Below are 23,837 nucleotides of genomic sequence, written 5' to 3' on the forward strand. Positions count from 1 at the left end.
AACCAATTCGTATTGGGGAAGTGGTGCCTGCCTTTGATAGGGTAGGCGCATTCCCGCACGTCTCCTTGAGCGATATTCGCCTGCTGATGGTCGTCATGCACGCTGATCAGCCCTGCGTCCCGCTCCTTCGGACGTGCCTTCGTTCTGGAGCCTCATCATGTCCGATACTTTCGATCTTTCCCGTATCAATGCCGAGTTTGGCAATGATCCCGAAGCCCTAGCACGCTGGGCACTGTCATTGGACAAGCGCGCCATCTGCACCACCAACTTCCGTCCATTCGAGGCGGTGATCCTGCACATGGTCACGCGCTTTCGTCCCGACATTCCCATCGTGTGGATGGACAACGGCTACAACACCGATGCCACCTATCGTTTCGCCGATGAGGTGACGCGCAAGCTGAACTTGAACCGCATCATCTATCTGCCGCAGCGCACTCGCGCTCACCGTGAAGCCGTCGATGGCCTCACGCCGCATATCGATGATCCGCGTCACGAAGCCTTCACTCGTGAAGTGAAGCTCGAGCCCTTCGAACGTGCCCTGCGCGAACTGAATCCCGAGATGTGGTTCACCGCCGTACGTGCCAGCGATACTGCCTTCCGTGCTGGAATGCAGCCGGCCTCATTGAATGGCGATGGCCTGATCAAGGTCGCGCCAGTGCTCAACTGGTCTTCCAAGCAGATGCATGAGTATCTGGTCGCCCACGACCTGCCCAACGAGTTCGACTACGTTGATCCGACCAAGGCGGAAGATAACCGCGAATGTGGCCTGCACCTGGCACACTGATAGCGCTCATCAAACCCAGCTTGCGGCCTTCGTTGGAAACAAAAAGCCCGCCTCTTTCAGAGGCGGGCTTTTTCATGTGCGACTCACTCAGCAGGGATTTCACTTTCCATGCAGGCATGTTGATCCTCGGTCACGAGAATCAGCGTATCGGCAGCTCGATATCATGGAAAATCTCGTGCTCATGACGCGGGCCTGCTGCCAGTGCCGCCTCGACACGGTCACGCGTCAGGTGCGGTGCGAAGCGCTCGACGAACTCGAACATGTAGCTGCGCATGAAGGTACCGCGACGAATGCCGATCTTGGTGGTGGAGCTATCAAACAGATGCGTGGCATCCAACGCGACCAGGTCTTGATCAGCCACTTCATCCACCGCCATGTGCGCCACGATACCGATGCCCATGCCCAGACGAACATAGGTCTTGATCACATCGGCATCCGAGGCCGTCAGCACCACATTCGGGGTCAACCCTTGCGTCTTGAAGGCATCATCCAGCTGGCTACGCCCGGTGAAGCCGAAGGTGTAGGTGACCAACGGGTAATCCGCCAGGCACTCAAGCGTCAGGCCGCTGCCTTCAGAGACAGCCACCAGCGGATGGTCCTTCGGCACCAGAATACAGCGATTCCAGCGATAGCACGGCAGCAGGATGAGGTCGTTGAATAGCTCCAGCGACTCGGTGCAGATGGCGAAGTCCGCCTGCCCCTCGCTCACCATGCTGGCGATCTGCTTGGGCGTGCCCTGCTGCATGTGCAACGCAACATCTGGGTACTTGCGCGTGAAATCGGCGATCACCGGCGGCAAGGCATAACGCGCTTGGGTATGTGTCGTGGCAATCGACAGGCTACCGCGGCGGTCATCACTGTGCTCCTGCGCGACATGCTTGATGTTTTCCACTGTCCGCAACACCTGGCTTGCCAGCTCAACGATCGACTCACCCGCCGAGGTCACGCGCGTCAGATGCTTGCCGCTGCGTGCAAAGATCTCGACACCCAGCTCATCTTCCAGCAGGCGGATCTGTTTGGAGATCCCCGGCTGGGAGGTATAGAGGCTTTGCGCCGTGGCCGACACATTCAGATTGTGTCGGGTCACTTCCCAGATATAACGCAACTGCTGGAGTTTCATGCGGCATCACTCTCCTGAGAAGCCCCGTCGACGCAAGGCAGCGTGACAGTGGCCCAGACATGGCCGGCCACCTTGCTAAGATGATCGGGCGATAAAATCATGAATAATGATTCCTTTCGGGAATATACGCTCAAGAGTAGATTGGCGACAGTAACCTGACAAGGGGGTAGGTAGGGATGGAAGTCACACAACTGCTGCTATACGTGCTAGCAGGCGCCGGAGTAGGGTTCGCGGTCGGTGTCACTGGCGTTGGCGGCGGCTCGCTGATGACGCCTCTGCTACTGATGTTCGGCTTCCCGCCGCATGTCGCCGTCGGTACTGATTTGCTGTACGCCGCCATCACCAAGGCCGGTGGTGCCTGGGCACATCATCGCCAGGGCCACGTGGATTGGACCATCGCGCGGCGTCTGGCGATCGGCTCACTGCCGGCGGCGCTGTTGACCATCGCTGTGCTGCATACTTTCTTCACGGACCCGACCGCCTACGCCGGACTGATCAAAGGCATGTTGGGTGTGATGCTGATCTTGACGGCGACTGTCTTGCTGTTCAAGAAGCGACTGCTGGGTTTGATCAGCCCGGAAAGCTTCATCGTGCGTCATGCCGCGCCGCTGACCGTACTCTCCGGCATCGTGCTCGGCGTTTGCGTCACATTGTCGTCCGTCGGCGCAGGCGCCTTTGGTGCGGCCGTGTTGATCATGCTGTTCCCGCTGCTGACCACCGCCCGTATCGTCGGCACCGATATCGCGCATGCCGTGCCGTTGACGCTGGTCGCGGGTCTCGGGCACCTGTGGCTGGGCAATGTCGACTTCATATTGCTCGGCGCGTTGCTGATAGGCTCACTGCCGGCCATCAGCCTCGGTGCACGTTTGACACGTCATATGCCGGGCGGGCTGCTGCAAGGGCTGCTGACCACCCTGCTGCTGGTATTGGGGATTCGTTATGCCTTCTTCTGATCGCCCTGAGATGTTGCTCACTTAAGCGTTTGAGCGTGACGGCGCTGGCCTTTTATCACTGGCCAGCGCCGTTTTCGTTAGGTGGGATATTCCCTCAAACCAAGAAAACAGCTATAAAAACACATACGACCATAACCCTCTGCTATTGAGCCGATGGACAATGCCCATTTGTCAGTGATGGAAAGTGGCGCTACCATCGGGCACAGCCTGCATGTCCCGGCCTTGCCGCAGACAGCGAAACGAATCCCCTGGAGAAACAAGATGTCCAATCACGTCGATGTCACCGGCGCTAACTTCGAACAGGAAGTTCTTAACGCTGAAGCCCCGGTACTGCTGAAGTTCTGGGCACCGTGGTGTGGCCCGTGCAAGATGATGGCCCCGGTTGTCGAAGAAGTGGCCAACGAGCGAGGCGAAGGCCTGAAGATCGTCAACGTCAATGTCGATGACGCACCGGAAATTGCTGCCGAGCAAGGCGTGCGCGGCGTTCCGACCGTCATTCTCTTCAAGTCTGGCGCCAAGGTAGCATCACTGGTCGGCGCGCAGTCCAAGGGTCAGCTGAGCCAGTTCATCGAGCAGAACCTCTGATCAAATCTACTTGAATGCTTGAGGCTCGATCGAGCGATCAGGCTCAATAGATTGCGTGATGCAGGGCGTATTGACACACATGCTCCATCACGAAAAACCCCTGTCACGTACCACGTGACAGGGGTTTTTGCATGGTCGGCCGTAAACTGTCGACCCAGGCCTTCACTTCACTGCCTCATATCATTCCGTCATGTGCTGGCGCCGCCGGATACGTCTCACCGATGGCCCGAGTAGACGAGATACCCAGCGAGTACCGGGGTGGGAGTCGAACGCAATTTTCAACGTCATGGTAATCGGCACCGATAGCAGCATACCGACCGGCCCGAACACCCAACCCCACACGACCAGCGACAGAAAGGCTGCCAGTGTCGAAAGACCCAACGTGCGCCCCATCACTCGCGGTTCAATCATGTTGCCAAGAATGAAGTTGATTGCCATGTAGCAGCCCCCAAGCATCAGTGCCGTAACGGGCCCGCCTTCCGGCATCACTAGTGTCAGCAGCACGGCAGGAATGGCAGCCAATGCCGAGCCGATATTGGGGATATAGTTGAGACAGAACGCCAGCGTGGCCCACAGGAAAGCGAATTCGACCCCGAGCACCAGACAGCTGATGCCGACCAAGGCACCCGTGATCAGACTGATCAAGGTCTTGACCGCCAGGTAGCGGCGCAATGTCAGCGAGAACAATGTGAAACGTCTCAGGCTGACATGCGGGCTACGCAGCGTACTGACCAGCTTGTCACGCAACGACAATGCTTCGTAAAGCAGGAAGGTCGCTGTCAGCACAATAATGACGCTGGACGAAAGCAGCCCTCCCAACCCTGTCAGCAGATTCGGCACCCACTGGGTCAGTGACGCAGGGTCGATCAACTCACTGAAATGCGCCGGAGCGATGGAGAGACCATTGCTCGCCAACCATTCCAGAAAGCTCTGGTAGTGCGTGCGCAGGCTTTCCTCCAGCTTGGGCATTTCATCACTGAAGGCAGTAAAGCGGGACACCAGCAACGCCGCCAGAGAGGAAAACAGCACACAGACAGTCAGAATGACGATCGGCACCCCAAAACGCTGACCGATGCCATGCCGCGCAAGCCAGCGTACGGGGGCATCGCACACTGCCGCCACGAACACGGCCAGCAGCAGCGGTACAACAAGGTCCGCCGCCAGTTTCATGCCCCCAATGATGATGATCAGCGCGGCCAAACCAACCAATAGCGGATGAATTTCCAGTGCTTGTCGTACCGTCGGCCGGGCGATGGTTCGGCCAGAAAGCACGCGCGCTTCCTGCTGGCGCTCGTCCCTCGGCACCTCCATTCGCGTGGTTGCCTCCTCACTGGTCGTCCCCGCACTCAGCGCAGCCTGATCATTTGGCATCTGCCAGCTTTCCTCGCCATGAGAAGCCGTCGCCTCCCCTGCCACCTGCGGCGTCTCATGGATATCGTTCCTATGCATCCTGCCACCTGTGCTGTCATGCCCTGCTGCTCACTGCCCAATGCAGTACTGCGATGCGCTCATATTGGCCGCCTACGCGAGCCAAGCCAAGCCTTGTCACTCAATGATTGGTCAATGTCGCAGATAAAAAAAGGGAGACCGAAGTCTCCCCGAGAATACCGAGTCAGAGCGCACTGACTGGAGGCATGCATTCCGTAAAAACAGCGATTTCCTGCAACCTACTGTTTCTAATAAATAATAAATTCTTGCGAGCACCGATTCCCACCACAAGACATTTGACGATAGGCTCAGCGAACCTCTACAGCGTCTACGGAAAATCTATAGCTCGAAACCGCTGCCAAAACCTTCAACGGTTGGCGCCATCAGCGTCTCTCCACCAGCGCGAATCATGGCAGCATGGCCCTGAGTACGTGGCAGGATACGCTGGAAGTAGAAACGTGCAGTATCCAGCTTGGCCTGATAGAAAGTGGCATCACCTTCCCCAGCGGCAAGCGCAGCACTGGCTGTCGCTGCAGCACGCGCCCACAGATAACCCAGTGTCACGTAGCCTGCATACATCAGGTAATCGACACTTGCAGCACCGACCGCCTCACGATCTTGCATCGCACTCATGCCTACCGTCATGGTCAATTCGCCCCACTCGCGATTCAGTTCAGACAGCGGGCCAGCAAACTCGCTGCCTTCGCTGGCCTGGCAGAACTTGTGGATCTCTTTGGTGAAGACCTTCAGCGACTCGCCCTGACTCATCAGCACCTTGCGCCCGAGCAGATCCAACGCCTGAATACCGGTAGTGCCTTCATAGAGCAGTGTGATACGTGCATCACGCACGAACTGTTCCATCCCCCACTCTTGAATGAAGCCGTGCCCCCCGAAGACCTGCACACCGTGATTGGTGGCTTCGAAACCCGTTTCGGTCAGGAAGGCTTTGACGATGGGCGTCAGCAACCCCAACACGGTATCGGCTCGCGTCTTTTCTTCGCCATCCTCGAAGCTCTCGACGATGTCATTGAGCTGGGCGGCATACATCACCAGCATGCGACCACCTTCGGCAATCGACTTCTGGGTCAACAGCATACGGCGGACATCCGGATGCACGATGATCGGATCGGCGGCCTTTTCCGGTGCCTTGGCACCCGATAGCGCACGCATCTGCAGCCGGTCACGTGCATAAGCCAAGGCGTTCTGAAAACTGGCCTGTGCCAGTGCAACACCCTGAATACCCACGCCGAGACGCGCAGCATTCATCATGGTAAACATGCAGACCAGCCCCTTGTGAGGCGGGCCCACCAGATAGCCGGTTGCCGAATCAAAGTTCATCACGCAGGTAGAGTTACCGTGAATGCCCATCTTGTGCTCGATGGAACCACAGCTGACGCCATTACGTTCGCCCGCTTCACCACTGGCGTCCGGCAAGAACTTGGGTACCACGAATAATGAGATACCGCGCGAACCTTCCGGTGCATCCGGCAACTTGGCCAGCACCAGATGGACGATGTTTTCGGAAAGATCATGTTCACCGGCAGAGATGAATATTTTGGTGCCACTGATGGCGTAGCCACCGTTGTCATCCGTCTCATCCAGCGGCACGGCGCGGGTCTTGATCAGGCCAAGATCCGTGCCACAGTGAGGTTCCGTCAGACACATCGTACCGGTCCAGCGGCCCTCTACCAGCTTGGTGAGATAGGTGTTTTTGAGCGTCTCGCTACCATGATGCTTGAGCGCATCCATCGCGCCATGCGACAGACCCGGATACATGCCCCAGGACAGATTGGCTGACGCGACCATCTCAGACAGCACCATTGCCAGCGACGGTGGCAAGCCTTGTCCACCGTGCTCAGGCGCCGCCGCCAGACTCGGCCAGCCGCCCTCGACATATTGCTGGTAGGCCTCCTTGAAGCCGCTCGGCACCTTGACCTCACCACCTTCGAAGGTGCAGCCCTCACGATCACCGGACTGGTTAAGCGGTGTTAGCACTTCATTGGCGAAGCGTGCGCCCTCTTCGAGAATGGCGCTGACGATATCGTCACTCGCATCCTCACCGCCCGGCAGACGCGCGTAGTGAGACGGATAGTCGAGCAGTTCATTCATCACGAAGCGAATGTCGCGCAAGGGCGCCTGATAGTCCGGCATGCTGTTCTCCTTGAGCCGTCGCGACGCGGCGGCGCTGACCTGACGCAGACACTCATGTACACGTGAAGAATGCAGACGTGAATGGTGCGTATTTGAATGAGAGGGGCTGAACGGGATAGCAGCCATCATGTTCGCGCTGGGAAAGCATGACGCACCGCTATCAAACATGTGTTTGAAATTAGCCTCTCACTGAGTATCCAGTCAAGCAATCGTTTGATTCAAAGCCTGATACATTGGTGGCAGAAGCCGCTAGATGCGACAAACGGCAGACGAAAAAAAGCCCGACCGCAGTCGCGGTCGAGCAATATCTCCCCCAGAGATAAACCGTCCATCAATTCATCAATTCGGTGTCTTGCCTCTGTGCTTCTCGCACGACAGTGTCTGACATCAAGCCATGCGGATGCTGCCATCGAGGCGAATCACTTCACCATTGAGCATGGTATTGGTGATGATGTGTTCGGCCAGTTTGGCAAACTCATCGGGCCGTCCAAGGCGCTTGGGAAACGGTACCGCTTCACATAGCGCTTCGCGGGCCGGCTCTGGAATACCCGCCATCATCGGCGTCTCAAACACGCCTGGGGCAATGGCCATCACGCGAATACCGTGGCGTGCCAACTCACGTGCCATCGGCAATGTCATACCCACCACACCCGCTTTGGAGGCGCTGTAAGCACACTGACCCACCTGACCATCAAACGCCGCCACCGAAGCGGTATTGATGATCACCCCGCGCTCATTGTCTTCGCCTTCGGCCGCGTTACGCGCCATGCGGGCGGCAGCCAGACGCGCCACATTGAAGGTACCGATCAGGTTAATCGTGAGCGTGCGCTCAAAGCCTTCCAACGGTGCCGGCTCCCCCTCACGGTCGACTAGCTTGGCAACGCTGACCACTCCTGCACAATGAATGACGCCCTGCAGGCTGCCGAAGGTTTGCTCAGCGACATCTAGCGCTGCATCGACACTGGTACTGTCAGTAATATCGCAATGGCAGAATCGAGCGGAATCGCCAAGCGCATCAGCTTGGTCGCGTGCAGCCTCAGAGACATCTGCCAGCACCACCCGACCACCTGCCTCGACAAGACGAGCGGCGGTTGCAGCGCCAAGGCCAGACGCCGCGCCGGTGATCAAGAAGCAGTGATTGGCAATCTTCATGCAAAACTCTCCAAAACAAGGGATAAACAGTCAGTCCATTGACGAACATGAACCAGACTCAATCTTCACGTGCCTCGGCACGTAACAAGAAACGCTGAATCTTGCCCGAGGGTGTCTTGGGAAGACTATCGACGAAGGCCACTTCACGTGGGTAGCTGTGACCGGAAAGCCGTTGACGCACACTCTGACGAATTTCGTCAGCCAGTGTCTCACTGCCGACATGACCATCACGCAGCACCACGTAGGCTTTGATGATCTCGCCGCGGATATCATCCGGCTTGCCTACGGCTGCAGATTCAGCGACCGCAGGGTGTGCCAGAATCGCGTTCTCGACATCGGCTGGTCCAACGCGATAGCCCGCCGTCGTGATGATGTCATCATCACGCCCTGCAAAGGTGAAGCGGCCATCGGGCTCAGCCACCACTACGTCGCCGGTCAGGTAATAACCCTCGACGCAAGGCTGCTTCTCCTGCCAGGTGTAACCCGCGAAGAAGTGGGCGGGAGAACGTGCGATGTCTACCGCCAGCACACCAGGTTCACCCGGCGGCAGCTCACGATACTCGGCATCCAACACCGCCAGGCGATAGCCGGGCAGCGGGAAGCCGACGCTACCAACGACGATCTCATGTGCCAGTGCGTGATGATTACAGCAGGTCATGCCTGTCTCGGTCTGACCGTAATGATCCATCACCGTACAGCCCAGTTCGCGTTCGACCCACCCCACGACCTCGGTATTCAGCGGCTCGCCGGCAGAGCTAGCCACACGCAGATTCAGTCGTTCAAAAGCGCCTTCGCAGACGCCTGATGCCTTGAGCATGCGATAAGCCGTCGGCGCTGCGGCAAAGTTATCGATACGGTGGCGCTCCATGAAGGCCAGGCCGCCTTCTGCAGTAAACGGCGACTGCATAAAATAGGTCGTCGCACCAAGGAGTAACGGCCCAGTAATCGCGTAATAGAGCCCGTAAGCCCAGCCGGGGTCTGCCATGTTCCAGAAACGCTCATCGGGCCGCAGGTCAATCGCCAATCGCTGATAGAGCCAGAAGGCTGGCAGCGCATTCAGCGCGACGGCCACACCCTTGGGTTTGCCGACCGTGCCAGAGGTAAACATCTGCAGGAAAGGTGCATCGCTCGATAGCGGTACCGGCGGCTGCACCAGCGGCTCGCTTTGCACCAGGACCTGCCAGTCGAGATCGCCATCCTGCAGCGATTCATCTCTCCGACGCACACAGATAATCGACGGGTGACGCTCCAGCTCATTGAATTTGAACCGCTGAGCCGTCTCGGTAATCACCACTCTCGTCTCGGCACGCGCCAGACGATATTCAAGCGCGTCAGGTCCAAAGGCCGTGAATAGTGGCTGATAGACCGCCCCCAATCGCCAGGTCGCCGCCAGCGCTACCAGCAGCTCCGGCGTGCGTGACAACATGCAAGCCACTCGATCTCCCGGGACTACTCCTTGCGCCGCCAGCGCCGTGGCCATCCTGGCACTCAGGTCATCCAGTGCTGCATAACTCATCTCGCTGACGTTGCCCTGCTCGTCTTCGTGTACCAATGCAATCGACTCGCCCCGACCAGCACGCAGATGACGCCCGACACACGCCTCGAAGGCATTGCCGGTGAAGCGCTCAGGTTCTGGTTCAGACTCAAGTCCTGACGCCAACAGTTCACTGCGCAAGGCATCGATATCAAAGCTGGCCAGATACTCTTGCAGCGATTGATGAGGCGTCGGCTCGAAGGTAGCGTCTGTTGCAGAGGTAACATTGGCAGCGCGTGACGTGCGGTTTGTTGTTGTATCGCGTGTCGTCATGGCGGGACTGGCTCCTGGGTTGAACTCCTGGATTATGCATGGGAGATGAGCAGTACGAATGGTGTCACATGAATGTGTGGATATTGCTATCAGGACATATTTACAGTTAACGTAAACGTCAACTTAGCGACAAGCCAGACGCACGGCAAGCACTGGTTGACCTCACTGACCGAAAGTTGAAGGCGACGAGAAACACTCACTGCGGATGACACACGCTATCGATCAAGGCTTCAGCCAGTTCATCCGGCGAGCGTTCACCGTCTGCACGGTACCAACGCACGCTCCAGTTGAGCGCGCCCAGTACAAACTGCCGCAGTAACGAGGCATCACCACGCAGTAACCCGGTCGCGACGCCGTCTTCGATAGCGCTACGCCACAAGGCTTCATACTCATCGCGCTGCTGGACAAGATGCTCACGCGCCGGACCTTCAATGCGGCGCCATTCGTAAAGCGCGACGACATGCGCGTTACGGTCCGTCAGCAACGTGTCCAAGTGGGCACGCGCCAGCGCCAGCAGACGCAGATGCGCCTGTGCACGGGGAGTATCAGCGGCCAGGGAGTTATCGAGATTCGCCAGATGCTCATGGGCAATGGCCAGCGCGCTGAACATGCCCTCTTCGATCACGGCACACAGGATTTCTTGCTTGTCAGCGAAGTGATGAAACAGGCTGCCTGATTTGATGCCCATTTCCTGGGCCAACATACGCACGGTGGTGCGGTCGTATCCCTCCTCCACAAACAGGCGGGCGGCGATACGGACCAGCTCCTTGCGACGGGGTGAGGTGGTGGCTACATTCATCGTATAACTAGCGCTTGCTTGGTTTATGGGATTGAATGGATCAAAGCACAGCCGCGCAGTGATCACAACGCCATCACTGCCCACGCAACCGCTGCCGCCGCTCCTCTCGGGCTGGCCAGACAGCGTTGCATCAGTCATCCAATAACGGCTGCATCAGCCACAGACCCTTCTTCTGACAACCGCTTTGACAACAACAAATGGAGACCGCCATGTCTACTCTTTCTCCGGCCGTCAGCGCCGATGACATCGTCATTCTTGCGGGTGCCCGCACGCCAATGGGCGGCCTCAAGGGCTCACTCTCGAGCATGAGCGCCCCCGAGCTTGCCGCCGTGGCCATCAAGGCCGCCATCGAACGCGCCGGCTTGACGCCTGCCGATATCGACGAAGGCATCTTTGGGTGCGTGCTCCCCGCTGGCGTCAAGCAAGGGCCGGCACGACAGGCGATGCGCCAGGCCGGGGTGCCGGACAGCATCGGCGCCACCACCATCAACAAACTGTGCGGTTCCGGCATGAAAGCCACCATGCTGGCCCACGACCTGATCCGTGCCGGCACCAACCGCATCATGCTGGCTGGTGGTATGGAGTCGATGTCGAATGCTCCCCACCTACTGACGCAGGCACGTGGTGGCTATCGTCTCGGCCACGGCGAGCTGAAAGACCACATGTTCCTCGACGGCCTGGAAGATGCCGAGACCGGCAAGCTGATGGGCGTGTTCGCTCAGGAAGTGGCCGATGCGCGTCACTATGACCGCCAGCGCATGGACGACTTCGCGATTGAATCCCTCAAGCGTGCCATGGCCGCCATCGAGTCCGGTGACATCACGCCCGAAATCGCGCCGGTCACTGTCACCAGCCGCAAGGGCGATACTGTCGTCGAACGCGATGAGCAGCCCTTCCAGGCCAATATCGACAAGATCCCGACACTGCGCCCGGTATTTGCCAAGGACGGCACCATCACTGCCGCCAACGCCAGCTCCATCTCCGATGGCGCCTCAGCGCTGGTATTGACCAGCCGAGGCGAAGCAGACAGCCGTGGCCTGGCCATCAAGGCGCGTATTCTCGGCCACAGCACTCACTCCCAGCATCCCAGCGAGTTCACGCTGGCGCCCATCGGCGCCATCGATAGTCTGATGAAGAAACTCGACTGGACCACCGATGATGTCGACCTGTTCGAGATCAATGAAGCCTTCGCCGTCGTCACGCTGCTGGCGATGGATGCTCACAAGATTCCTCACGATAAGGTCAACGTCTTCGGCGGCGCCTGTGCCCAGGGGCATCCGGTCGGCTCGACTGGCTCACGTATCATCGTCACGCTGATCAATGCACTGGAACGTCGCGGCAAGACGCGCGGCATCGCGGCACTGTGTATCGGAGGCGGCGAGGCGACTGCCATTGCGGTCGAGCTGGTCAACTGAGTCTGGCCAACTGAGCCTGATTCGCTCCATCGCCCGAAAACACAGAAAGCCCGGATCATGGATCCGGGCTTTCTGGTTCATACCTAGCTGTTCATGCCTGACAGCTCATGCCTGGCGATGCATCACTCAAACAACAGACAAGCCACGGCTTAACCGTAACGGCCGGTGATGTAATCCTCGGCCTTCTTGGTATGCGGATTGGAGAACATCGTCTTGGTGTCGTTGTACTCGATCAGCTCCCCCATGTGGAAGAAGGCGGTGTAGTCGGCGACACGCGCCGCCTGCTGCATGTTATGCGTCACGGTGACAATCGAGAACTGAGACTTGAGCTTGTCCATCAGATCTTCAATGGTCGCGGTGGAAATCGGGTCAAGTGCCGAGGTCGGCTCATCCATCAGGATGACGTCCGGCTTGACCGCGATGGCGCGCGCGATGCAAAGACGCTGCTGCTGACCACCGGATAGCGAGGTGCCTGGCTGATCCAGAATATCCTTCACTTCTTCCCACAGGCCCGCATCACGCAGCGCGCTCTCGACCAGATCATCCTTGTCAGCGCGACGGCTGACCAGGTCATGCATGGTCGGTGCATAGGCGATGTTGTCATAGATGGACTTGGGGAACGGGTTCGGCTTCTGGAACACCATGCCCACACGACGACGTAGTGCCACCTCATCCATCTTGCGGGCGTTGACATCACGACCGTCCATCTCGACCAGACCCTCGATACGCACGCTGCGAATCAGGTCATTCATGCGGTTCAGGCAGCGCAGGAAGGTAGACTTTCCGCAGCCTGACGGGCCGATCAATGCGGTGACATTCTTCTGGAAGATATCGATATTGATATCTTTGAGTGCCTTCTTCTCGCCGTACCAAAGATTGAGGTTTTCGACGCGAATGGCCAGTTCGTGATTGGCATCTTCGTTGGTGCTGATCGGGGTGCCCAGACGCTGAATTGCGGCAGGCTGCTTGGCGACAGTAATGCTCATGATCTCGTATTCCTTATTCAGTCGTGGGCCAGGACGTGCACGGTGCGACCTGCTTGCAACAGGTCGCCAGACGCTTGCCTACCAACGACGCTCAAATTTCTTGCGCAGCATGACTGCTGCCGCGTTGAGAAAGATCAGCACTGACAGTAGCACCAGGATGCCCGCCGCAGTACGTTCAACATAGGCCTGCTCCGGCTCGCCCGCCCAAGTGAAAATCTGGGCCGGAAGCACGGTAGCTGCCTGAGTAATAGACTCCGGCGCATCCGGGATAAAGGCCACCATGCCGATGATGATCAACGGTGCCGTCTCACCCATCGCCTGTGCCAGGCCGATGATCGAACCCGTCAGAATACCCGGCAGTGACAAGGGCAATACGTGATCACGCACTACCTGCCATTGCGAGCACCCCACGCCGAAGGCCGCCTGTCGGATGGTATCTGGCACGCTGCGCAGGGCCGAACGTGTGGTGATGATGATCACCGGTAGTGTCATCAAACCCAGCGTCAGACCACCGACCAGCGGTGAGGAGCGCGGCATACCGAAGAAGTTGATGAAGATTGCCAAGCCCAGTAGACCGAACAGGATCGACGGCACGGCAGCCAGGTTGTTGATGTTGATCTCGATGGCCTGCGTCAGACGGTTGTCCGGTGCAAACTCTTCCAGATAGACCGCTGTCATCACGCCGACCGGGAAGGCAAAGGCCAAGGTGACCAGCAGTGTCAGGATCGTCCCCATCGCAGCAGACCAGATACCGGCATATTCCGGCAGCTTCGAATCACCCGTGGTGAAGAAGTTGACGTTGAACTTGAGCTCGGCGGTACCGTTTTCGATCATGCGGTCCAGCACCTGCTGCTCTTTCGGCTTCAGGTGTGACTTGTGACCCTTGAGGTACTGATCGACCTGGTCATCCGAGATTACCCAGCTGTCGATCGTCTGCCCCATCAATGTCGGATCAGCTTTCATCGCGCGAGGCAGCTGACGCAGCCAGCCACGGCTGACCAGACTACGGACATCTTCTTCTACCGCCGCCAGCGGGATCTCGCGTGACTGTTCACTGTAGGTGACCGGCACGTTCAGCTCTGCCTGCTGAAAAGCAGGATAGCCGCGCATGACCATGTCGCCGATGAACACCAATAGGAAGCTGGCCGCCAGGGCCAAAGCGCCCATGGACATCATCTTCAGGCGCCGCGTGCGGCGATGACGGCCCTTCAGCTGGGCCGAGATGTCGTCGAATGAATGGCTCATGTCTTGTCTCGGCCTCACAGGTTATTGGCGCTGTACTTCTCACGGAAGCGGCGAATCAAGATCACCGACACCATGTTGAGCAGCAGAGTGACCACGAACAGCACCAGCCCCAGCGCGAAGGCTGACAGCGTTTCGGCGCTGGCGAATTCTTGATCGCCAGTCAATGCAGCGACGATACGCACCGTAACGGTCGTCATGTCTTCCAGCGGGTTGGCCGTCAGATTCGGACGCATACCAGCTGCCATGACCACGATCATCGTCTCACCCAACGCACGCGATACCGCCAGCAATGAAGCCGAGATGATGCCCGGCAGTGCAGCCGGCAGAATGACATTGCGAATGGTCTCTCCATGCGTCATGCCCAGTGCCAGCGACCCCTGACGCATGGTGTCAGGCACTGACGTGATGACGTCATCGGAGAGTGAAGAGATGAAAGGAATGATCATGATGCCCATGACCAGACCGGGCGCCAGCGCATTGTTGTAAGACGCATCAAAGCCCAGCGGCGAGAAGATATCCACGACGAGCGGCGCAACGCTGATGGCAGCAAAAAAGCCATAGACCACGGTCGGGATACCCGCGAGCACTTCCAATACCGGCTTGGCAATGGTGCGCACATTGGCGGGAGCGAATTCTGCCATGTAGACCGCTGCCAGCAGGCCAATGGGAATGGCGACCAGCATCGCGATCAAGGTGATCATGAAGGTGCCGGCAAACAGCGGTACTGCACCGAAGTTGGCAGTACTCTCGACACCCTCGCCACGACCCGCGGACAGCTGGAAGCTGTTACCCGGATCCCAGGTGGTGCCCGTAATGAAGGTCCAGAAACTTTCCATCTGGAAGAAGCGAATGGCCTCGAAGACGATGGAGATCAGAATGCCGAACGTAGTGACGATGGAAATCATCGCCGCCCCGATCAGAACATAACGAATCAGCGTCTCGATGGCGGTGCGCGCATGAAAGTCGGGTTTGACCAGATACAGTCCCAGCATCAGACCAAGCCCCGCCACGACCAGGCAGGTCGCCAGCAGCGTGAAGCCTTCGATGTCGATGCCCGTGGTCGCGATGGCGATCACCGCCGCCAGACCTACCAGAATGGCGGGGCCAGCACTGGAGATCACCGTAAACCAGCCGTATTGATCAGGCTGGGCATACATCTCGGCACCGCCGGCACGCACTTTCTGTGCCTTGCCGCGGCCGATGAAGAAGGCTGCGAGGCCAAACAACGCCACGATGCCTATAAAGAAGAGAAAGATCTGCTGGGTCTGCATCTTTCGGGTCCCGGAGTCGCGCTGTCCGCGGGCTTGAGGCCAATGGCCTTCAAGCAGGCCCGCGGGCAATCATGCAAACGGGCCGGCCACCATTGGCAGCCGGCCGCGTCGAGGGTCAGCTGCGTCAATTACTTCTTGAGGTCAGCCAAGGTCAGCTGGGTGCGGCTCTCGACCTGCTGACGCAGGGCTTCACGCTCTGCCTTCGGCAGCGGGATCAAGCCGATCCCCTTGAGGTAGCCCAGTTCACCGATCATCTTCTCGCTCATGAACAGCGTGTTGTAGGCTTCCTGCGCAGGAACGTCATCCTTGTGCTGGTTCTTGACGTAGTAGAACAAGGAGCGGGAGACCGGGTACTCACCAGAGGAGATGGCATCAGCTTCCGGCTCAACACCGTCGATGGAAGCTCCCACTACCTTGTCAGCATTCTCTTCGAGGAAGGAGTAGCCGAAGATCCCGAAGGCTGCCGTGTTTTCCGTCAGCTTCTGGATGATCAGGTTATCGTTCTCGCCGGAAGCGATGTAGTGACCATCCTGGCGGATATTGGTATAGCCTTCGCCGCCGTAACCTTCCATGTCTTCAGTGGCAACTTCCATCACCAGCTCTTCGAACGCATCACGCGTACCGGAGGTAGAAGGCGGCCCGTAGACAGTGATCTTGCGATCCGGCAGCGACTTGTCGATGTCAGACCACTTCATGTACGGGTTATCGACCAACTTGCCATCGACCGGTACCTGAGCGGCCACGGCCATGGCGATCTGCTCGCGGGTCAGGTTGATGTCGCCGTTGTCGACAGACTGAGCGAAGGCGATACCATCAAAGCCGATCTTGGCTTCGGTGATGTCGGTCACACCGTTGTCTGCGCAGCGCTCAAACTCGGAAACCTTCATGCGACGAGAAGCGTTGCTGATGTCCGGCGTATTGTCACCGACACCTTCGCAGAAGAGCTTCATGCCGCCACCAGACCCGGTGGACTCGATGACCGGCGTCGGGAAATCACTGGTCGCGCCCAGCTCTTCAGCTACGTAGCTGGAGAACGGGTACACCGTGGAAGATCCAACAATGCGTAGCTGCTCACGCGCTTGTGCTGCACTGATTGAAGCGGCCATGACCGCGACTGCAATACCCGTCTTGAGGAACGCCTGCATGCCTGAAACTCCTTGCGATAAGAATGAGCCACTGAAGGTTGGCTTCTTGTCTACAGGGAGTACCTTGCCAAGCATTCATGACAACTGTGTGACAGTCGCGTCGGCATGAGGCCATGACAAGGGTTTATTCGCTCATAACGAAGTACTTATGCTTGTGATCGTTCATGGCGCGCCAGTGCACGTCGCCCTGCCAGCACACGCAGCAGAATATTGCTCACCAGCGCCGTGGCCAGCATGCCTAGGATCATCGGCCACAGGCTATTCAGTGCCAAACCCGCGATCAGCATGCCAATCAACGCACCGCTGGCAAATTGCAGGCTCCCGATCAGTGCATTGGCCGTGGCACTGATACGTGGGAAATATTCAAGCGCAGACGAGATCGCATTGGGCGCAACCATGCCATTGGCCCCAACGAACAGCATCAGCAATGGAGCAATGATGGACAGACGATCCAGTCCCAGTGCCAACATCATGACCAGCAGCACTGCCGCTGCCAGCTGAATGCCGATACCGAAGCGCAACAGACGTGGCGGTGAAAAACGTGACAGCAGGCGCACGTTGAGGCGATTGGCGGTGAACATGAACAGGATGTTGGCACCAAACAGCACCGGATACCACGAGGCGGTGACGTCAAAGTGCTCCATGTACACGTAAGGTGAGGCCGTAATGAAGGCAAACATGCCACCGAAGCCCATCGCTTGCGTCAGGGCATAGCCCATCGCCGGACCATGCCGCAGTACGCTGACATAGTCACGGGCGACCTGAGCGATGCTGGCAGGTGACTCTCCTTCCTCGCGGCGACGCAAGGTTTCCGGCAGGTACAGTGGCAGCACCACCAACAAAAAGGCCGCATAGGCCGCGAGGAAGGCAAAGATCAACCACCAACCCGCGATCCCCAGTAACAGACTGCCAATCGCAGGCGCTATCAACGGCGCCAGCATCATGATCACCGCCACGGTCGATAACACCTTGGCTGCCTCACGACCGCTAAAACAGTCACGCACGATCGCTGAGGAGTTGACGACCGAGGCGCCACCGCCGAGAGCCTGCACAAAGCGCAGTGCCCACAAGCCCTCGAGGCTATCGACTTGGGTGATCGCCAGACTCGCCAACAGGAAGATGGCAATCCCTGACAGCAACACTGGCTTGCGACCGAGGCGGTCCGATAGTGGGCCAAAGATCAGCTGCCCCAGCGAGAAGCCGAGCAGAAAGATCGATAGCGACAACTCGGTATGGTGCACCGTGGTGTCGAGATCTTCCGCCATCGCCGGCAATGCCGGCAGATAGGCATCAATGGCCAACGGAGCCAGTGCAGTATTGGCAGCGACCAACAAGGCCAGCTGACGAGTTTGACGCTTGTCCACATCTCCTCCCGGAATATTCATGACGACGGCACCAATAGTGAGACACTAGTCGCGACTGCTTAAAGATAGACAGTCCTGCCGCCAGATAACGACAGTGGGCGTGCCGCCGCACAATTGGTACAGTTGATAGCACTCACGTGATGGATGTCACATGAGTGTGATAAATTTCACATCAATCATCACATTGTCCATTTTCGACATCTGCTGGCAGGCGGCGGTACGACTGCCCTGCCCTTCACGTCTTGCCTCTTCATGCGGGCCGCCATCAGGCGGTTCGCGCTCAGCACAGGAAAATCTTGCATGGCTCAGGACAAGCTCTCCCAGCTCAAGGAAATGACCACAGTGGTCGCCGATACCGGTGATCTCGATGCTATCCGCCGTTTCTCCCCTACCGATGCTACCACTAACCCGTCGCTGATCCTGCAGGCTGCACAGGACCCATCACGCCGTGAGCGTTTGACCGAAGTGGCTCGCACAGCGACTGATATCGATGACGCTGTCGATGCCGTGGCCGTGGATATCGGCACTGAAATCGCGGGCCTGGTACCGGGCTACGTCTCTACCGAGGTCAGCGCGCGCCTGTCTTTCGATACTGACGAAACCATTCGCCGCGCACATCGCATCATCGAACGCTACGCAGCCAACGGCGTCGGTCAGGAACGTATCCTGATCAAGACCGCCTCTACCTGGGAAGGTATCCGCGCTGCCGAGAAGCTCGAGCGCGATGGCATTCGTACCAACCTGACACTGCTGTTCAACTTTGCGCAGGCTCAGGCATGTGCCGACGCTGGCGTGACACTGATCTCGCCCTTCGTTGGCCGTATCCTCGACTGGCATAAGGCCCAGCAGCCCAACGCCGACTTCAGTGGCGACAATGACCCCGGCGTGGAGTCAGTCAAGTCGATCTACGACTACTACAAGGGCCATGGCTACAAGACTATCGTGATGGGCGCCAGCTTCCGTAATACCGGTGAGATCGAAGCGTTGGCCGGTTGCGATCGCCTGACCATCTCTCCCGCACTGCTGGGTGAACTGGCCGAAACCAGTGGTCCGCTGACGCGTCGTCTGATCCCGTCCGATGCCGAGCGCAACGTGCAGGAAGCACTTAGCGAAGCCGACTTCCGCTGGGCCATGAATGAAGATGCCATGGCGACCGAAAAGCTGGGTGAAGGCATCCGCAAGTTCATGGCTGACCAGCGCAAGCTGGAAACGCTACTGGCTGAACTGCGTAGTCACTAAGTGCATCAGTACGAATCGAGCTGATACGTATCGCACTGACGCAAAAAAGCGCCTGCCGTGACTCACGGCAGGCGCTTTTCATTGGGATGAACTCGAGAGGAGATGATCACCCTTACGCCACGCGAGCCTGACGGTACAGGCCGACACAGCGTGGCTCAGTGCGACTGGCGCTGCTCCTCGCTCTCCAACAGCTCGATCAGTGGCTGGAACTGGAGACGATTATGCCCGTTCAGACACATCAACAGACGATGCGCCTCAATAATACGGCCACGCAATTCGCCTTCTTCCGGCATTTCAGACGGTAGCTCAGCCAACGGTGCCTCATCACAGCAGCCGGTAGAGTCGAGCCCCGCCTGTTCTGCCGCTGGCAGGCTATTGGCATCCACGACACTGGCGACTTCATCAAACCCCATCACCTTGAGCATGGTCAACACGTCAGGATGTGTGGCGACGACCTGCGCTGGCAGCACTAAACGATCACGTACCGCCAGCGCCAGCTTGGCCAGAAAGCCCAGCGCCGTGGAGTCGACATTGGTTGCTTCGCGCAGGTCGATGATCACGCTTTCCAGCCCATCGACTGCCGCCACACGCTGCACCTGCAGGTCCAGCGTGGCGCACAGTGTCAGGCGCACATCACCGGACAGCTTGAGCACGAACAGGCCATCGTCAAACACGGCCTGGATACGTCCTTCATCCATCATGGAATCCTGTCAGCGTCATCAGGGTAAGGTCATCCGGCAACTCGCCATCCAGCGCCAGTCCGCGGCGCAGTCCCTGCACATCATCACTGCTCAGTATCCGTTGATGCAGTGCTCGTGTTCTATCTTCCAGCGACTCTCCGGGCAGGCACTCCAGTACACCATCACTGGCCAGCCACAGGCGAAAGCGCGCAGGAAGCGCCACACGATACGCCGGATAGTGGGTGCCTGGGAAGAGGCCAACCGGCCGACCACCGCCCTCCAGTACCTGCAGCGTACCTTCCGGTGTCACCAGCACTGGCATCGGTAGCTGAGCACCCAGCGTGTAGTGCAGCGTACGCGTCTCGCGATCAATCACACCACACAGCACGGTGGCATGCTTGCCGATACCACTGTCGAGCAGCTCACGATTGAGCAGTGCCAGCCACTCAGGGCCAAAAGACTCCGGAGTGTGCTCGTCCCAGTGGCGTATCGCACGCGAGAACAACAGTTTGAGCAGCACCGTCACAAAAGCTGATGATGCTCCATGCCCGGAGACATCCGCGAAATAGAACAGACTGAAGCGCTCATCAATCGCCTGGTACTCGAGAAAATCTCCCGACAGATACAGTGAGGGCGACAGACAGTATTCATAGCAGATGCCATTGATACGTTGACCACTCTCGGGCAATAGCCGCTGCTGAATCTGACCGCCGGCCTGCTGGTCCTGACGTAATAACGCCAGGTGAGTCTCCAGATGTTCGTTCAGCTCTTCAAGACGCGCACGTGCCTTGGCATGCTCATGCGCCAGCTGGTGATGCTCCGCGGCCCGTTTGAGCAGACTGCGCAGTACAGAGCCATGCTCGCGCGGCGATATCAGGTAGTCCACCAGCCCTGCTTCCACTGCTGGTAGCAGACATTCGTCCCCACGTGTCTCGGCGACCACCACGGTCGGCAATCGCTCGGCCAGTCGCGCCCAATCATGGCTTGCGACTGCCCCGACATGCGCCACCACCACCGCGACACCGCTAGGCAGTGCCGCAATGCTATCGCAGGCAGCGACAGCACAGTGGTCATCTGTCAGTACTGTCGCCAGTGAATCACGCCGCATACCGGGCAGATCAATCAGACCGATCAACAGACGCTTGCCTTGCTCATCCGTCATGCCAGCCTCTCGTGCCAGTCAATCGAAACACTCGTGAGCCCCATCTTAGGGGCAGTCTTTAGCCCCGGTCTCGAGATGATCTTGAATCCCGACGGTCCGATAGGGCCTCATGACAGCGCTGTCGCATCGCGGCAGACACTGCCTACTGACTATCATCTTCCGGTGCAAAGGCACCGTCGAGGTCCGTATCATCGAAGCTGTCGCTGGCAAAGGGATCATCACCCAACTTGCCATCGTTGATCTCGAAGTCACGACGCTGCAGATAGGCATCACGAATGAAGCTGTAGCGATCGCCCTGAATCAGCTTTTCCTGCTCAAGGAATCCGGCACGGGTATCAACCAGATCGAGCGCCTTGAGGCCGTAACGCACCTTGTCTTCTTCGATGTAGGTGGTCGGGTTGCTATACATGTCCACCGGCAAGCCTGCAGTATCACGTACGGTACTCGGGCCCAGCAGCGGCAGCATCAGATACGGACCCTGGCCCGTACCCCAGACCGCGAGGGTCTGGCCAAAATCTTCCTTGTCGACACTCCAGCCAAGCTCGGTCGCGGGATCAAACAGCCCACCGATACCCACGGTAGAGTTGAGCAGCAGACGCCCGGTAGAGACACCCGCATTCGCCCACTTCCACTGCAACACCGAGTTGAGCATGGTGCGCACCTCTCCCAGATTGGAGAAGAAGTTGCCTACACCGTCCTGCACCAACTCAGGCGTTACATAGTCATAACCCTGTGCCACCGGCTTGAGTGCATAACGATCGAGGGTGTCATTGAAGGTATAGACGTTGCGATTGAAGCCCTCCCACGGGTCTTGGGGATTCGGCTCACTGTTGCCCGGACTGGCGCACCCGGCCAGTAGGGACATGGCCAGCAACGCCGGCAGGGAAGTCTTGATCGTGTGCATCTCGTCACCTGTAAGTCTGTTGAACGCCTGCAGCGCCCTCACTGCCCGCTTATTGTGTCGCACATACCCTGCGCCTCACATCGGACAAAAAGTCGCCTTGGCTATCAGATCCGGCTTTCTTTATACGTTTCGCGCCGACCAAGAGCCAGCGCAGGATCCCTGCCCTAAGCAATAATCTGCTTCACCCACAGCGTTTTAGCAGCACGCTACCCGCGCTGTAGCCTGCACCGAACGAACACAGCACACCGAGACTGCCCGCAGCCAGATCATCATGATGCAGATGAAAGGCAATCACGGAGCCTGCTGAACTGGTATTGGCGTAGCGATCCAGAATGATTGGCGCTTCCTGCTCAGAAGGATCACGGCCCAGTACGCGCCGCGCAATCATGTCGTTCATATGGCGGTTGGCCTGATGCAACCACATGCGATCGAGATCACTGCCAGTGGCATCGATATCGCCCAGATGCGTGGTGATCAGTTCAGCCACCAACGGGCAAACCTCGCGGAACACACGACGGCCTTCCTGGATGAACAACTTGTCATCAGCGGACTCGACAGCGCCATCCTCACGCGCAGCAGTGCGATTGAGGAAGCCGAAGTTGTTACGGATGGCATTGGAGAAACGAGTAACCAGCCGCGACCCCAGCACTTCGAAACCATCAGTGCGTGTGGCGACATCGGCGGCCTCCAACACGACAGCAGTGCAGGCATCGCCGAAGATGAAGTGACTGTCGCGATCACGGAAATTGAGGTGTGCGCTACAGATTTCCGGATTGACCATCAGCACACGCTTGGCGCTACCACTGCGGATCGCATTGGCCGCCGTCTCGATACCGAAGGTGGCGGAGCTACACGCCACATTCATGTCAAAGGCATAACCGCCGGCCGAAAGCGCAGCCTGCAATTCGACTGCCACCGCCGGATACGGGCGCTCGAGATTCGAGCAGGCCACGATCACCAGGTCAAGATCCTCGGCCTTGACACCAGCAGCGGCCAGCGCCTCGTGCGCTGCTGCCACGCCCATCTCACATTGCACGGAGGACTGATCATTATCACGAGCAGGCAAACGCGGGCGCATGCGTTCAGGGTCGAGGATGCCGTCAGCGTCCAGCACGTAACGGCTGTGAATGCCCGATGCCTTGACGATGAACTCGGCACTCGATTCGGTACGTGCCGTCAGCTCACCGCGTGCGATGGCATCACTGTTAGCAGCATTGTCCGCTGCCACCCAGGCATTGAAAGAGGCGACCAGCGCTTCATTGCTGATGGCATTTTTCGGAGTATAGAGCCCGGTACCGGTGATCAGTACCCGGTGATTGCCGTTAGCAGTCTTGCCTTGATTGCCAGTGGCACGCAGATTGTCATTGCTGGGCATGCATCCACTCCTGACGGCGGCGCCCTGCCGGGCACGGCCTATGTAATAGTGTGATGGTGATAGCGTGGCCGACGCAGGCCTCTCTTCGTACATCGTCTGGGAGAGATCAAGATCCTCTGGCCATGTCACCAGAATCATGTCACCCCTATCGCACCTGCATCACGCCTTCAGAATCATTATCTTCAGTGTACGTTGTATCGCCAGTCACAGACGCCTGAGCGCAGCGCTTCGTGACTTGTTCAGGCGAATCTTAAACAGCAATCTCTGCATGC

Annotated in this window: 20 protein-coding genes; 5 read left to right on the forward strand and 15 right to left on the reverse strand. The window is 58.3% G+C overall.

The genetic code is table 11. The features are described from left to right. The first annotated feature begins 157 nt into the window (after positions 1 to 157). On the forward strand, positions 158 to 784 hold the full coding sequence (locus CFN46_RS06605; RefSeq protein WP_024952395.1) for a phosphoadenosine phosphosulfate reductase family protein: 627 nt from the start codon (positions 158 to 160) through the stop codon (positions 782 to 784). Positions 785 to 923: 139 nt separating this feature from the next. Here CFN46_RS06605 and cysB read toward each other — a convergent pair whose 3' ends face one another. Continuing rightward, entirely contained in the window at positions 924 to 1,904 is a 981-nt protein-coding gene (gene cysB / locus CFN46_RS06610) for an HTH-type transcriptional regulator CysB (protein ID WP_088743072.1), read from the reverse strand. Positions 1,905 to 2,080: 176 nt separating this feature from the next. Here cysB and CFN46_RS06615 point away from each other — a divergent pair, with 176 nt between their 5' ends. Both CFN46_RS06615 and trxA read left to right on the forward strand, forming a co-directional pair. Continuing rightward, entirely contained in the window at positions 2,081 to 2,857 is a 777-nt protein-coding gene (locus CFN46_RS06615; RefSeq protein WP_035159999.1) for a sulfite exporter TauE/SafE family protein, read from the forward strand. A gap of 261 nt (positions 2,858 to 3,118) precedes the next feature. Next, positions 3,119 to 3,442, forward strand: coding sequence for a thioredoxin (gene trxA / locus CFN46_RS06620; RefSeq protein ID WP_024952398.1), 324 nt, complete (start codon positions 3,119 to 3,121; stop codon positions 3,440 to 3,442). A 180-nt stretch (positions 3,443 to 3,622) separates the two neighbouring features. Here trxA and CFN46_RS06625 read toward each other — a convergent pair whose 3' ends face one another. The 5 genes from CFN46_RS06625 to CFN46_RS06645 form a co-directional block, all read right to left on the reverse strand. After that, positions 3,623 to 4,891, reverse strand: a complete 1,269-nt coding sequence (locus CFN46_RS06625; protein WP_246116432.1) for an AI-2E family transporter — start codon at positions 4,889 to 4,891, stop codon at positions 3,623 to 3,625. A gap of 318 nt (positions 4,892 to 5,209) precedes the next feature. Next, positions 5,210 to 7,021, reverse strand: coding sequence for an acyl-CoA dehydrogenase C-terminal domain-containing protein (locus CFN46_RS06630; RefSeq protein WP_088743073.1), 1,812 nt, complete (start codon positions 7,019 to 7,021; stop codon positions 5,210 to 5,212). A gap of 387 nt (positions 7,022 to 7,408) precedes the next feature. Then, entirely contained in the window at positions 7,409 to 8,173 is a 765-nt protein-coding gene (locus CFN46_RS06635) for an SDR family NAD(P)-dependent oxidoreductase (RefSeq protein WP_024952401.1), read from the reverse strand. A gap of 58 nt (positions 8,174 to 8,231) precedes the next feature. Continuing rightward, a complete protein-coding gene (locus CFN46_RS06640; protein ID WP_088743074.1) occupies positions 8,232 to 9,980 on the reverse strand; it encodes an AMP-binding protein in 1,749 nt (582 codons plus the stop codon). Positions 9,981 to 10,176: 196 nt separating this feature from the next. Further along, the gene (locus tag CFN46_RS06645) at positions 10,177 to 10,779 is read right to left on the reverse strand and encodes a TetR/AcrR family transcriptional regulator (RefSeq protein ID WP_024952403.1); all 603 of its coding nucleotides are present in this window, start codon (positions 10,777 to 10,779) and stop codon (positions 10,177 to 10,179) included. A gap of 209 nt (positions 10,780 to 10,988) precedes the next feature. Between CFN46_RS06645 and CFN46_RS06650 the strand changes: the two genes are divergently transcribed. Further along, on the forward strand, positions 10,989 to 12,194 hold the full coding sequence (locus CFN46_RS06650; protein ID WP_024952404.1) for an acetyl-CoA C-acyltransferase: 1,206 nt from the start codon (positions 10,989 to 10,991) through the stop codon (positions 12,192 to 12,194). A gap of 149 nt (positions 12,195 to 12,343) precedes the next feature. On the opposite strand, the gene pstB is transcribed toward CFN46_RS06650, so the two are convergent. The 5 genes from pstB to CFN46_RS06675 form a co-directional block, all read right to left on the reverse strand. Then, positions 12,344 to 13,126, reverse strand: a complete 783-nt coding sequence (pstB, locus tag CFN46_RS06655) for a phosphate ABC transporter ATP-binding protein PstB (RefSeq protein ID WP_024952405.1) — start codon at positions 13,124 to 13,126, stop codon at positions 12,344 to 12,346. Between the two features lie 132 nt (positions 13,127 to 13,258). Continuing rightward, positions 13,259 to 14,425, reverse strand: coding sequence for a phosphate ABC transporter permease PstA (gene pstA, locus CFN46_RS06660; RefSeq protein WP_024952406.1), 1,167 nt, complete (start codon positions 14,423 to 14,425; stop codon positions 13,259 to 13,261). A gap of 14 nt (positions 14,426 to 14,439) precedes the next feature. After that, entirely contained in the window at positions 14,440 to 15,696 is a 1,257-nt protein-coding gene (gene pstC, locus CFN46_RS06665; RefSeq protein WP_024952407.1) for a phosphate ABC transporter permease subunit PstC, read from the reverse strand. A 128-nt stretch (positions 15,697 to 15,824) separates the two neighbouring features. Continuing rightward, a complete protein-coding gene (locus CFN46_RS06670) occupies positions 15,825 to 16,841 on the reverse strand; it encodes a substrate-binding domain-containing protein (protein WP_024952408.1) in 1,017 nt (338 codons plus the stop codon). Between the two features lie 146 nt (positions 16,842 to 16,987). Next, complete coding sequence (locus CFN46_RS06675; RefSeq protein WP_246116433.1) at positions 16,988 to 18,205, reverse strand: Bcr/CflA family multidrug efflux MFS transporter; 1,218 nt, start codon at positions 18,203 to 18,205, stop codon at positions 16,988 to 16,990. Between the two features lie 300 nt (positions 18,206 to 18,505). Between CFN46_RS06675 and tal the strand changes: the two genes are divergently transcribed. After that, complete coding sequence (tal, locus tag CFN46_RS06680) at positions 18,506 to 19,444, forward strand: transaldolase (RefSeq protein WP_088743076.1); 939 nt, start codon at positions 18,506 to 18,508, stop codon at positions 19,442 to 19,444. A 155-nt stretch (positions 19,445 to 19,599) separates the two neighbouring features. Here tal and CFN46_RS06685 read toward each other — a convergent pair whose 3' ends face one another. The 4 genes from CFN46_RS06685 to CFN46_RS06700 form a co-directional block, all read right to left on the reverse strand. Beyond that, on the reverse strand, positions 19,600 to 20,142 hold the full coding sequence (locus tag CFN46_RS06685; RefSeq protein WP_088743077.1) for an STAS domain-containing protein: 543 nt from the start codon (positions 20,140 to 20,142) through the stop codon (positions 19,600 to 19,602). Continuing rightward, positions 20,135 to 21,286: a PP2C family protein-serine/threonine phosphatase gene (locus CFN46_RS06690; protein ID WP_088743078.1), complete on the reverse strand. Its 1,152-nt coding sequence runs from the start codon at positions 21,284 to 21,286 to the stop codon at positions 20,135 to 20,137. Before CFN46_RS06690 ends, CFN46_RS06685 begins: the two co-directional genes overlap by 8 nt. Before the next feature lie 142 nt (positions 21,287 to 21,428). After that, entirely contained in the window at positions 21,429 to 22,190 is a 762-nt protein-coding gene (locus CFN46_RS06695; protein ID WP_088743079.1) for a VacJ family lipoprotein, read from the reverse strand. A gap of 181 nt (positions 22,191 to 22,371) precedes the next feature. After that, the gene (locus tag CFN46_RS06700) at positions 22,372 to 23,565 is read right to left on the reverse strand and encodes a beta-ketoacyl-ACP synthase III (protein WP_088743080.1); all 1,194 of its coding nucleotides are present in this window, start codon (positions 23,563 to 23,565) and stop codon (positions 22,372 to 22,374) included. Between the last annotated feature and the right edge of the window lie 272 nt (positions 23,566 to 23,837).

It is taken from the genome of Cobetia sp. QF-1, assembly GCF_002213105.1.
Lineage (GTDB): Bacteria > Pseudomonadota > Gammaproteobacteria > Pseudomonadales > Halomonadaceae > Cobetia > Cobetia crustatorum.

Excerpts from the sequence above, each read along its gene's own strand:
- CFN46_RS06690 (WP_088743078.1), bottom strand. The coding sequence starts at position 21,286 with ATGACGGATGAGCAAGGCAAGCGTCTGTTGATCGGTCTGATTGATCTG.
- CFN46_RS06695 (WP_088743079.1), bottom strand. The coding sequence starts at position 22,190 with ATGCACACGATCAAGACTTCCCTGCCGGCGTTGCTGGCCATGTCCCTA.
- CFN46_RS06645 (WP_024952403.1), bottom strand. The coding sequence starts at position 10,779 with ATGAATGTAGCCACCACCTCACCCCGTCGCAAGGAGCTGGTCCGTATC.
- CFN46_RS06625 (WP_246116432.1), bottom strand. The coding sequence starts at position 4,891 with ATGCATAGGAACGATATCCATGAGACGCCGCAGGTGGCAGGGGAGGCG.
- CFN46_RS06605 (WP_024952395.1), top strand. The coding sequence starts at position 158 with ATGTCCGATACTTTCGATCTTTCCCGTATCAATGCCGAGTTTGGCAAT.
- CFN46_RS06670 (WP_024952408.1), bottom strand. The coding sequence starts at position 16,841 with ATGCAGGCGTTCCTCAAGACGGGTATTGCAGTCGCGGTCATGGCCGCT.
- pstA (WP_024952406.1), bottom strand. The coding sequence starts at position 14,425 with ATGAGCCATTCATTCGACGACATCTCGGCCCAGCTGAAGGGCCGTCAT.
- CFN46_RS06635 (WP_024952401.1), bottom strand. The coding sequence starts at position 8,173 with ATGAAGATTGCCAATCACTGCTTCTTGATCACCGGCGCGGCGTCTGGC.
- trxA (WP_024952398.1), top strand. The coding sequence starts at position 3,119 with ATGTCCAATCACGTCGATGTCACCGGCGCTAACTTCGAACAGGAAGTT.
- pstC (WP_024952407.1), bottom strand. The coding sequence starts at position 15,696 with ATGCAGACCCAGCAGATCTTTCTCTTCTTTATAGGCATCGTGGCGTTG.
- CFN46_RS06700 (WP_088743080.1), bottom strand. The coding sequence starts at position 23,565 with ATGCCCAGCAATGACAATCTGCGTGCCACTGGCAATCAAGGCAAGACT.
- cysB (WP_088743072.1), bottom strand. The coding sequence starts at position 1,904 with ATGAAACTCCAGCAGTTGCGTTATATCTGGGAAGTGACCCGACACAAT.
- CFN46_RS06615 (WP_035159999.1), top strand. The coding sequence starts at position 2,081 with ATGGAAGTCACACAACTGCTGCTATACGTGCTAGCAGGCGCCGGAGTA.
- CFN46_RS06650 (WP_024952404.1), top strand. The coding sequence starts at position 10,989 with ATGTCTACTCTTTCTCCGGCCGTCAGCGCCGATGACATCGTCATTCTT.
- CFN46_RS06640 (WP_088743074.1), bottom strand. The coding sequence starts at position 9,980 with ATGACGACACGCGATACAACAACAAACCGCACGTCACGCGCTGCCAAT.
- CFN46_RS06630 (WP_088743073.1), bottom strand. The coding sequence starts at position 7,021 with ATGCCGGACTATCAGGCGCCCTTGCGCGACATTCGCTTCGTGATGAAT.
- CFN46_RS06685 (WP_088743077.1), bottom strand. The coding sequence starts at position 20,142 with ATGGATGAAGGACGTATCCAGGCCGTGTTTGACGATGGCCTGTTCGTG.
- tal (WP_088743076.1), top strand. The coding sequence starts at position 18,506 with ATGGCTCAGGACAAGCTCTCCCAGCTCAAGGAAATGACCACAGTGGTC.